This window comes from Streptomyces sp. NTH33, from assembly GCF_003236365.1.
GTDB lineage: Bacteria > Actinomycetota > Actinomycetes > Streptomycetales > Streptomycetaceae > Streptomyces.
The window spans coordinates 1-8,661 of record NZ_POTZ01000302.1; the positions used below are offsets into that span (position 1 = coordinate 1).

General features: G+C 75.2%; 8 protein-coding genes. 5 read left to right on the forward strand and 3 right to left on the reverse strand.

The window, feature by feature from the left end; translation table 11 throughout:
- A partial coding sequence (locus C1I97_RS24950) for a polysaccharide deacetylase family protein (RefSeq protein WP_258382723.1) occupies nt 1-701 on the forward strand: 701 nt, incomplete at its 5' end.
- A 110-nt stretch (nt 702-811) separates the two neighbouring features.
- Entirely contained in the window at nt 812-1,540 is a 729-nt protein-coding gene (locus C1I97_RS24955) for an aminoacyl-tRNA hydrolase (RefSeq protein ID WP_111005425.1), read from the forward strand.
- Here the strand turns inward: C1I97_RS24955 and C1I97_RS24960 are convergent.
- Nucleotides 1,537-1,917, reverse strand: coding sequence for a nuclear transport factor 2 family protein (locus tag C1I97_RS24960; protein WP_111005418.1), 381 nt, complete (start codon nt 1,915-1,917; stop codon nt 1,537-1,539). The two genes, C1I97_RS24955 and C1I97_RS24960, sit on opposite strands and share 4 nt — an antisense overlap.
- A gap of 168 nt (nt 1,918-2,085) precedes the next feature.
- On the opposite strand from C1I97_RS24960, the gene C1I97_RS24965 reads away from it, so the two are divergent.
- Complete coding sequence (locus tag C1I97_RS24965; RefSeq protein WP_111005419.1) at nt 2,086-3,390, forward strand: DUF692 domain-containing protein; 1,305 nt, start codon at nt 2,086-2,088, stop codon at nt 3,388-3,390.
- Nucleotides 3,391-3,610: 220 nt separating this feature from the next.
- Nucleotides 3,611-5,269, forward strand: coding sequence for an alpha/beta hydrolase (locus tag C1I97_RS24970; RefSeq protein ID WP_111005420.1), 1,659 nt, complete (start codon nt 3,611-3,613; stop codon nt 5,267-5,269).
- Between the two features lie 135 nt (nt 5,270-5,404).
- On the opposite strand, the gene hemQ is transcribed toward C1I97_RS24970, so the two are convergent.
- Together hemQ and hemG are read right to left on the reverse strand one after the other, a co-directional pair.
- Entirely contained in the window at nt 5,405-6,136 is a 732-nt protein-coding gene (gene hemQ, locus C1I97_RS24975; protein ID WP_111005421.1) for a hydrogen peroxide-dependent heme synthase, read from the reverse strand.
- A gap of 64 nt (nt 6,137-6,200) precedes the next feature.
- Nucleotides 6,201-7,595 carry a protoporphyrinogen oxidase gene (gene hemG / locus C1I97_RS24980; RefSeq protein ID WP_111005422.1) on the reverse strand — a complete coding sequence of 465 codons (1,395 nt, stop codon included), beginning with the start codon at nt 7,593-7,595 and terminating at the stop codon, nt 6,201-6,203.
- Nucleotides 7,596-7,757: 162 nt separating this feature from the next.
- On the opposite strand from hemG, the gene C1I97_RS24985 reads away from it, so the two are divergent.
- Nucleotides 7,758-8,661, forward strand: a 904-nt coding sequence (locus tag C1I97_RS24985; protein ID WP_111005423.1) for a DUF4349 domain-containing protein, incomplete at its 3' end; no start/stop codon positions are given.

Here is an 8,661-nt window from a genome sequence, read left to right on the forward strand (position 1 = left end):
CCCCGGCCCCCGGCGGCCTGACCCCTGTCTTCAGCAACGGCCCCCGGACCCGGGGGAAGACGGTCGCGCTCACCTTCGACGCCGACATGACCGCCGACCAGGGGCCGCGCGCGGCGGCCGGCGAGCACTTCGACAACCCGGAGCTCATCGCCACGCTCCGCGCCCTGAAGGTGCCGGCGACCGTGTTCATGACGGGCCGGTGGGCCGAGCAGTACCCCGACCAGGCCCGCTCCATCGGCAGTGACCCGCTCTTCGAGCTCGCCAACCACTCCTACAGCCACCACGCGTTCACCGCCGACTGCTACGGCCTGCCCGCGGTGCCCGCCGACCGCATGCGCTCGGACGTGGAGCGCGCGTACGAGGCGTTCCGCAAGGCGGGCGTGGAGCACGCGATGCCGTACTTCCGCTTCCCCGGCGGCTGCCACGACCAGCGGGCCCTGCGGGCGCTGAGCCCCCTCGGCGTCACCGCGGTGCAGTGGGACGTGGTGAGCGGCGACGCGTTCGCGACGGATGCGGACGCCGTGGTCCGGCAGGTCCTGGACGGGGTCCGGCCGGGCTCGGTGGTGGTCATGCACTGCACCCGCAGCGCGGCCCCCACGACCGAGCGCGTGGTGCGCGCGGTCGTGCCGGAGCTGCGCAAGCGGGGCTACCGCCTGGTGAAGGTCTCCGACCTGATCGGCGCCTCGACCGGCCGCACCTGACCTGCCGAAGCCGACGGGGGGCGAGGCCGGCGGAGGGCGAGGCCGACGGGGGCCGGTCGCGCGGCTGGCAGACTGGGGCCGTGAGCACCGACGAGACCACCGCGGCCACCATGGCCACCACGGCCACCGCCCCCGAGGACAGCCCGTTCCGGCCCGATCCCGGCGCACGTGACCAGGCGCGGCAGTTCGTGCTGCCGCTGGTGGTGCGCATCGAGCGGACCGCCCCTCCGGCCCGTACCGACGCGCTGGAAGCCTCGGCCCGCGCGGTGCTGGTGCTGCTCGGCGACGAGCGCTCGTCCGGCGGGGGCGAGTGGGCGCAGGCCGTACGGGACTGGCAGGACGCCCGGATCCGCAAGGTGGTCCGGCGGGCACGCGGCGCCGAGTGGCGGCGCGCGGAGGCCCTGCCCGGCATCACGGTCACCGGAGAGACGGCGGAGGTACGGGTCTTCCCGCCCGTACCCGTCGACGACTGGCCCAGGGACCTGGCCAGGCTCCAGGTCTCCGGCACCGACCTCGACGACCCGGAACCCCCCGCCGGGCCGGACCCCGGCCTCCCCGTCCTGTGGCTCAGCCCCGGCCTGGACATGTCCGCGGGCAAGGCGATGGCCCAGGCGGGCCACGGCGCCCAACTGGCCTGGTGGGAACTGCCGGACGAACACCGCACCGCCTGGCGCGACGCCGGCTTCCCGCTCGCCGTCCGTACCGCCGACCCCGCCCACTGGCGCGAACTGACCTCCGCGGGGCTGCCGTTGGTGCGCGACGCGGGCTTCACGGAGATCGCCCCGGGTTCCTGCACGGTGGTCGCCGACCACCCGGCGCTGCGCCGGGGCCGGTCCTAGACCCCGTCGTCAGCCGCCGCCGGCGTCCCCTGGTGGAAGTACATGCGCCAGCCCGTCTCCGTCAGCCGCCACAGGGAGCTCCGCCAGACCCGGCGCCCCTGGTGGTCGCTGAAGTACGTCAGGTGGACGACGCCCGGTGCGAGGACTTCCCCCGACATCCGGCTGACCTCGACCGGGGCCTCCGGCGACACCGCCCCGGAACTCGTCACCGTGAGGATCGTCTCCGCGTCCCACCAGCGGCCCGACGCTCCGATCTCGGTGAACTCCGGGTCCAGCAGCGCCGAGACCAGGGCGGGCGAAGCGCGCACCTTGGGATCGAGCAGTCGCAGTTCGCCGTCGACGGCCGCCTGCACGGCCCGGTCGTTCTCGTCCGTCATACGAGGACTTTACGATCATCCCTCGCCCGTGCACAGCGCATACCGCCCGGGGCCCGTCCTCCCTCAAATGTTGCTCTGAACGTGCGGGTCCCGGGATTCGCGGCCGGGCGCCGGGGCCATACCCCCCTCACGTGCCGGACGCGGGAGGCAGGAAAGGGCGAGGGGATCATGGAGCGGCTCGGGGTGGGGATCGGATGGCGGCCGGAGATCGCGGAGGCCGTGGAGCGGATGCCGGGCGTCGACTGGGTCGAGGTCGTGTCCGAGAACGTGTGCCCCGGTCATCCGCCGGGGTCGCTGCGGCGTCTGCGGGAGCGCGGGGTGACCGTCGTGCCGCACGGTGTCTCGCTCGGCCTCGGCGGGGCCGAGCGGCCCGACGAGCGTCGGCTGGGGGCGCTCGCCGAGCGGGCCGAGGCGCTCGGCTCGCCGCTGGTGAGCGAGCACATCGCGTTCGTGCGGGCGGGGGGTGCGCCCACCGCGTCGCCGTGGCTGGAGGCGGGGCATCTGCTGCCCGTGCCCCGCACGCGTGACGCCCTCGACGTGCTGTGCGAGAACGTGCGCATCGCGCAGGAGTCGCTGCCCGTGCCGCTCGCCGTCGAGAACATCGCCGCGCTGCTGGCCTGGCCCGACGAGGAGTTGACGGAGGGACAGTTCCTGTACGAGCTGGCCGACCGCACGGGGGTGCGGCTGCTGATCGACGTGGCCAATCTGCACACCAACCACGTCAACCGGGGCGAGGACCCGGCCAGGGCGCTGGCCGAACTCCCCCTGGAGGCCATCGCGTACGTCCATGTGGCGGGCGGTTTCGAACGGGACGGCGTCTGGCACGACAGCCACGCCCATCCGGTTCCGCGGCCGGTCCTCGACATCCTGGCCGACCTCGCCTCCCGCGTGTCCCCGCCGGGGGTGCTGCTGGAGCGCGACGAGAACTTCCCCGAGCCCGCGGAGCTGGAGCGGGAGCTGGGCGCGATCCGGGAAGTGGTGGAGCCGGGTCGTACGTCCGCCGTGCGGCGGCCGTACGAGGCCGTCCGCGCGCCGGGGCGGGCCGGACCCGCCGCCGAGCCCGCCCGGCAGCGTCTCGCCCTCGCGCAGACCGCGCTCCTGTCGGCGCTCGTCGCCGGGACACCCGTGCCGGAGGGGTTCGACCGGGTGCGGATGGGCGTGCAGGCGCGGGCGCTGGCGTCGAAGCGGGCGGACGTCGTGGCCAAGGTGGCTCCGGAGCTGCCGGTGCTGCTCGGGGAGGGCTACCGGGCCGCGTTCCTCGCGTATGCGCGGGGGTGTCCGATGAGCGGCGGCTACCGGCAGGACGCCATGGACTTCGCGGCGTCCCTGCTGCTCGCCGGGCGGCCGGACGACCCGGCGGTCCGGCGGGCGCTGCGGGAGTGGTGGCTCGAGCGGTCGGGGCTGGCCCCGCGGTCCCGCAGGCCCGCGGTACGGGTGGCGCGGGCGGCCCGGAGGGCGCTGCTGCGGCGCTGAGGTGCGGTACGTGTCCGTGCCGACGTCACCTCCCGGCTCGGCGCCGGCCCGGCGCGTGGACGGCACGGGTGACGGCGCCGGTGACGGCCGTACGTGTCCGGCGTCCGCGACCGGGCCTGACGGGTGTCCGGGTGCCGACACCGGCGCGAGGGTGCTTGCCTTTCCGCCGCGGTGACCGAAACATCCCTTGTGCCGCTGCCGTGCGCCGAAGGGATACCCGATGAGAGCTGCCGCCGCCTGGACGGCCGCCGGATGCCTGGTCCTGACCGCCCTCGCCGTGGCCCCGGCCGGCGGCGCGGAGCGGGCCCCCGGCGCGGCGGTGGAGCAGCGCGGCACCGCCGTGGCGGCGGCGCGCGCCCGGGCGGCCGGCATCGACTTCGGCAGGTGCCCGGACGCGCGGGACCTGCCCCGCACCATGGAGTGCGGCACGGTCCCGGTCCCGCTCGACTACGCGCGCCCCGACGGCAGGCTGATCCGGCTCTCCGTCAGCCGGGTGCGGGCCACCCGCACGGACCCGCACGACGGCAGGCGCGGAGTGCCCCGGCAGGGCGCCCTGGTGTTCAACCCGGGCGGGCCGGGCGCCGACGGCAGGCCCTTCCCGCTGGTCGGCCTGCTGCCCGAGTGGAAGCGCATCGCGTCCGCCTACGACCTCGTCGGCTACGCCCCGCGCGGGGTGGGCCGCTCGGCGCCGCTGTCCTGCGTGGACCCGAAGCACTTCGTCAAGGGGCCGACGCCCGCGCCGGCGCACCCCTCTGAGGCGTACAAGAAGCAGCGCGTCGCCGAGGCCAGGGCGTACGCCGACGGCTGCGCCCGGCACGCGGGCACGGCCCTGCGGTACTACACCTCCCTCAACAACGCCCGTGACCTGGACGTCCTGCGTGCGGCACTCGGGGAGGACAGGCTGACGTTCCTGGGCTCCTCGTACGGCACCTACTTCGGCGCGCTGTACGCCACGCTGTTCCCCTCGCACGTGCGCCGGATGGTCTTCGACGCGGTGGTGAATCCGGCGCCCGACCGGATCTGGTACCGCAACAACCTCGGTCAGTCGGCCGCGTTCGAGGGCCGCTGGGCGGACTTCCGCGCGTGGGCGGCCCGGCATCACCAGGTGTACGGGCTCGGCCGCACGGCGGAGCGGGTGCAGGCGAGTTACGACAGGGCGCGGGCGCGGCTCGCCGCCGAGCCGGCGGGCGGTTCGGTGGGACCAGGGCAATTGCAGGGCCTGTTCCTGGCGGCCGGGTACAGCGACGACCAGTGGCCGGGCGGTGCCGCGGCCCTGTCGGCGTATCTGAAGGGCGACCCCGGGCCGCTGGTGGAGCTGGCGGCCCCGCGCCGGGAGGGGGCCGCGCAGGCGGAGAACGGCAGCGCGGTCTACACGGCCGTGGAGTGCAACGACGCCCCCTGGCCGACGGACTTCGGGGTCTGGGACCGGGACAACACGCGGCTCGCGCGCGTGGCGCCGTTCGAGACCTGGGACAACGTGTGGACGAACCTGCCGTGCGCCTACTGGCGGGCGCCCCGGCAGCGGCCCCTGGACGTGCGGACCGGGCCCGGCGAGCTGCCGCCCACGCTGATCCTGGCCGCCGAACGGGACGCGGCCACGCCCTACGACGGCGCCCTGGAACTGCGCCGGCGCCTGGCCGGCTCGGTGCTGGTGACCGAGCGGGACGCGGGCTCGCACGGCGTCGCGGGCGGGCCGAACCCGTGTGTCAACGCGTACCTGGACGCCTATCTGCTCCAGGGGCGGCTCCCGGTGCGGCAGGCGGCCTGCGCCCCGCACCCGGAGCCGCGGCCGGGCGGACCGACCTTCCAGGAGTCCCGCGCGCGACAGCTGCGGGACGCCCTGCGGGGAGGGACCGGCCGGCCCGCAGCCGGGAAGTGATCAGGCCGGTCCCGGGCCCCGCCAGGTGTCAGGCCAGCCCCGCGACCAACTCCGCGACGTCCTTGCGGCGACCGGTACTGCATCATCCGGGGGACAACCCCCGAACTCCCGGCCGGTCCCGGGCCCCGCCAGGTGTCAGGCCAACCCCGCGACCAACTCCGCGACATCCTTGCGGCGACCGGTGAAGAAGGGGATCTCCTCGCGTACGTGCATGCGGGCCTCCGAGCCGCGCAGGTGGCGCATGAGGTCGACGATGCGGTGCAGCTCGTCGGCCTCGAAGGCGAGGACCCACTCGTAGTCGCCGAGGGAGAAGGACGCGACCGTGTTGGCGCGCACGTCCGGGTAGCCGCGGGCCATCTTGCCGTGGTCGGCGAGCATGCGGCGGCGGTCCTCGTCGGGCAGCAGGTACCAGTCGTAGGAGCGCACGAACGGGTAGACGCTGACGTAGTTGCGCGGCGTCTCGTCGGCGAGGAACGCCGGGATGTGCGAGCGGTTGAACTCGGCGGGGCGGTGCAGCGCCATGTTCGACCACACCGGCGTGAGCGCGCGGCCGAGCTTCGTGCGGCGGAAGAGGTTGTACGCCTCCTGCAGCTGGTCGCTGGTCTCGGCGTGCCACCAGATCATCAGGTCGGCGTCGGCGCGCAGGCCCGAGAGGTCGTACGTGCCGCGGATGGTCACACCCTTGGCGGTGAGCTGGTCGAACAGCTCCTGGACCTCGTCCGCGTAGCCCGCGCGGTCCTCGGGCAGCACGTCCTTCAGCTTGAAGACGGACCACAGGGTGTAGCGGATGACCTCGTTGAGGTCCTTGGCCAGCTTGCCCTTGTTCGGGATCCTGGCGGGCTCGGGGGTGGGGGCGTCAGCACTCATGGGGCCATTGTCCCGCTCCGCCGCGCGGGCCCCGCACCGGGGCCGCGGTGAGTTCCTGCACACCTCACGCGTCGCCCCCGAGCCGGTCCACCGCCGCGTACGCGCTCGCGATGCACGCCGGGATGCCCACGCCGTCGTACGCCGCGCCGCACACCGCGAGGCCGGGGAGCTTGCCGACGTGCTCGCGGACGCGGGCCACACGCGCGTGGTGGCCGACGGGGTACTGAGGCAGGCCGTCGGTCCAGCGGGTGACGCGGGTCTGCAGCGGTGCGGCGTCCAGGCCGGTGGCCTCGCGCAGGTCGTGCCGGGAGACCTCCACGAGTTCGCCGTCCTCCCGGCCCAGGATCTCCGTCTCGCCGTACCGCCCCACGGAGGTGCGCACCACCACCACGTCCGGGTCCTCCTCGGCGATCCAGCCCCACTTGTGGGAGGCGAAGGTGGACGCCTTGATGGTCCGGCCGTCGACGGGGGGCACGAGGAAGCCGCTGCCCTGGGGCAGGGCGGCGTCGGCGCGGCGGTAGGCGAGGGTGATCAGGGCCATGGAGGCGTACTCGACGGCCCGCAGCTCGGCGGCGGCCCCGGGGGATTCGGCGCTCAGCAGGCCGACGGCGACGGGCGCGGGCACGGCGACGACCACGGCGTCGGCCCGCAGCACGCGGTCCCCGGCGACCACCCGCCAGGACGTGTGGTCCTGCCTGCGCAGCTCCGTCGCGCGCGTGCCGGTCAGGATCTCGCCGCCGCGGGCGCGCACGGACTCCGCGACCGCGAGCGGCAGCCGGCCCACCCCGCCCTCGATGCCCATGAACACCGGTCCGGTCTGCTGCGCGGCGGCGGCCCCGGCCTGGATCTCGCGGACCCCCTCCAGCAGCGAGTCGTGGGTCTGCGCGGCCCGGAAGAGCTGGGGGACGGCCGAGCGCATCGAGATGCGGTAGGCGTCGCCGGCGTAGACCCCGCCGAGCAGGGGTTCGACCATGCGGTCGACGACCTCGCGGCCCAGGCGCGCCGCCACGTACTCGCCGACCGCCACGTCCTCGCCGACCTCCGTGCGGGGCAGCTCGGCGTCGCGCCCGATGCGGGCGAGGCCCTCCTCGGACAGCACGCCGGCCAGCGCGGAGGCGGTGGCGGGGACGCCCATGACGTGCCCCTTGGGCATGGGGCGCAGGGCGCCGCGGGTCCAGATCGAGGCGGTCGCGGTGGCCGGCGGCTGGAGGCGGCCGTCGAGGCCCGTCTCGCGCGCGAGGGTCACGGCCTCGGGCCGGCGGGCCAGCATCGACTCGGCGCCCAGGTCGACGCGCACGCCCGCGATCTCGCCGGGCAGCAGCTTGCCGCCGACCCGGTCCGCCGCCTCCAGCACCGTCACCCGTGCCCCGCGCTCCAGCAGCCGGTGCGCGGCGGCCAGTCCCGCGATCCCGGCCCCGATGACGACGACATGGCCCATGCCCGTAACCGATGCGCTCATGTGCCCACTCTCTCAGACCGCGCCGACACTCCCTCCGCGCCCCGGTGTCCGGTACGAGTCCCGAACGTGATCGCATCGGAACCGTTTGCGGCCAACGTCCCGCGCGGGTCGGGCGTCGAAGGAGCGACAGTCGTCACGACGACCCTTGGGGGGTACGCCCTTATGCGCGCACGACGTTCCGTTCGACCCGTTCCCGCCCTGGCCGGGCTTCTGCTCGCCGCCGCGCTCGCGCTCACCGGGTGCGGCGCGGGGGGTGACAGCAGCGGTGCCAGTTCCGCCGACAAGGCCTTCAAGGGCGACGCCCGGAGCGACGCCCACGGGGCCGCACCGGGCACCGACGTGGGCAGCGGCGGGAGCGCGGCCTCCGGCGCGAGTGCCACCGCGCCGTCCCGGATCACCGCGAACCACATCATCCGCACCGCCTCGCTCACCGTGCAGGTCAAGGATGTGCCGAAGGCCCTGGACGCGGCCCGCGCCGCCACCGAGAACGCCGGCGGCTACGTCGGCAACGAGACCACCACCCGCGACGAGGACAGCGTCGCCCACACGCGCGTGGTGCTGCGCGTGCCCGCCGACCACTACGACGAGGTCCTGGCCGGTCTGGAGGGCGCCGGCAAGCTGCTCGACCGCACGGCGAAGGCGCGGGACGTCACCGACCAGGTCGTCGACGTCGAGAGCCGGATCAAGTCCCAGCAGGCGAGCGTGGCGCGGGTGCGCGCGCTGATGGACAAGGCGACCCGGCTGAGCGACGTGGTCACGCTGGAGGGGGAGTTGAGCCGCCGCCAGTCCGACCTGGAGGCACTGCTGGCCCAGCAGGCGTCCCTGAAGGACCGCACGAGCATGGCGACGATCACCCTGTCGCTGACCGGGACGCCGGCGCCGGAGGCCGCCGACGAACAGCCGGGGTTCGCGGACGCGCTGGCGGGCGGCTGGCACGTGTTCGTCGCCCTGCTGCGCTGGATCGTCCTGGCCGTCGGCGCGGTGCTCCCGTTCGCCGCGGCGGCGGCGCTGGTCGCCGTGGTGTGGCTGCGGGTCGTACGGCCCCGGCTGCCGCGCCGTCCCGCAC